1 protein-coding gene is annotated in these 714 nt (G+C 59.7%); it reads left to right on the plus strand.

Annotated features, from left to right (window positions below; translation table 11 throughout):
• Positions 1 to 714: IS30 family transposase (locus ACTJLD_RS41360; RefSeq protein ID WP_440661786.1), on the plus strand; the 714-nt coding region annotated here is incomplete at both ends.

A 714-nucleotide genomic window follows, 5' to 3' on the forward strand; every position in this document is an offset into this window, starting at 1 on the left:
GCTGGCCTTGACGCTTGCCGAACGCGAGGAAATCTCGCGCGCAGTCGTCGCCGGCCAGTCGATTCGATCGATAGCGGCGCGGTTAGGACGTGCGCCATCTACTATCAGCCGCGAAGTGCAGCGAAATGGCGGAAGGCAGTACTATCGGGCGACCCAGGCCGACGCGCTCGCCTGGGACCGCGCACGGCGCCCAAAGACATGTAAGCTGGTCAGGAATCGGACACTCGCCCAGGTTGTGGCAAGCAAGCTCCGATTGCAGTGGTCGCCGGAGCAGATTGCGGGTTGGCTCAAGCACGTGTATGCGGTCAACAAGGACTATCAGGTGTCGCACGAGACTATCTATCGGAGCCTCTATATCCAGGCCCGTGGTGCGCTGAAAAGAGAACTGCTGGAACACCTGCGCCGTTCTCGGGCGATGCGTCGATCGCGTCAACACACACTGAAGACCGAGGACCGCACGAACATCCGCGATGCCATATCGATCAGTGAACGCCCGGGCACGGCCGAGGATCGAGCAATACCCGGGCACTGGGAAGGCGATCTTCTGTTCGGCAACGCCAACAGTCAGATTGCAACACTCGTCGAACGCCAGACCCGGTTCGTGATGTTGGTGAAGATTGCCAGCAAGGACTCTGAAGCTGTCGTCAATGCTCTGATAAGACACGCCGGCAAGCTTCCGCAGGAATTGTATAAATCGCTGACGTGGGATCGGGG

It is taken from the genome of Burkholderia sp. 22088, assembly GCF_052045915.1.
In the GTDB taxonomy this organism is placed as follows: domain Bacteria; phylum Pseudomonadota; class Gammaproteobacteria; order Burkholderiales; family Burkholderiaceae; genus Burkholderia; species Burkholderia cepacia.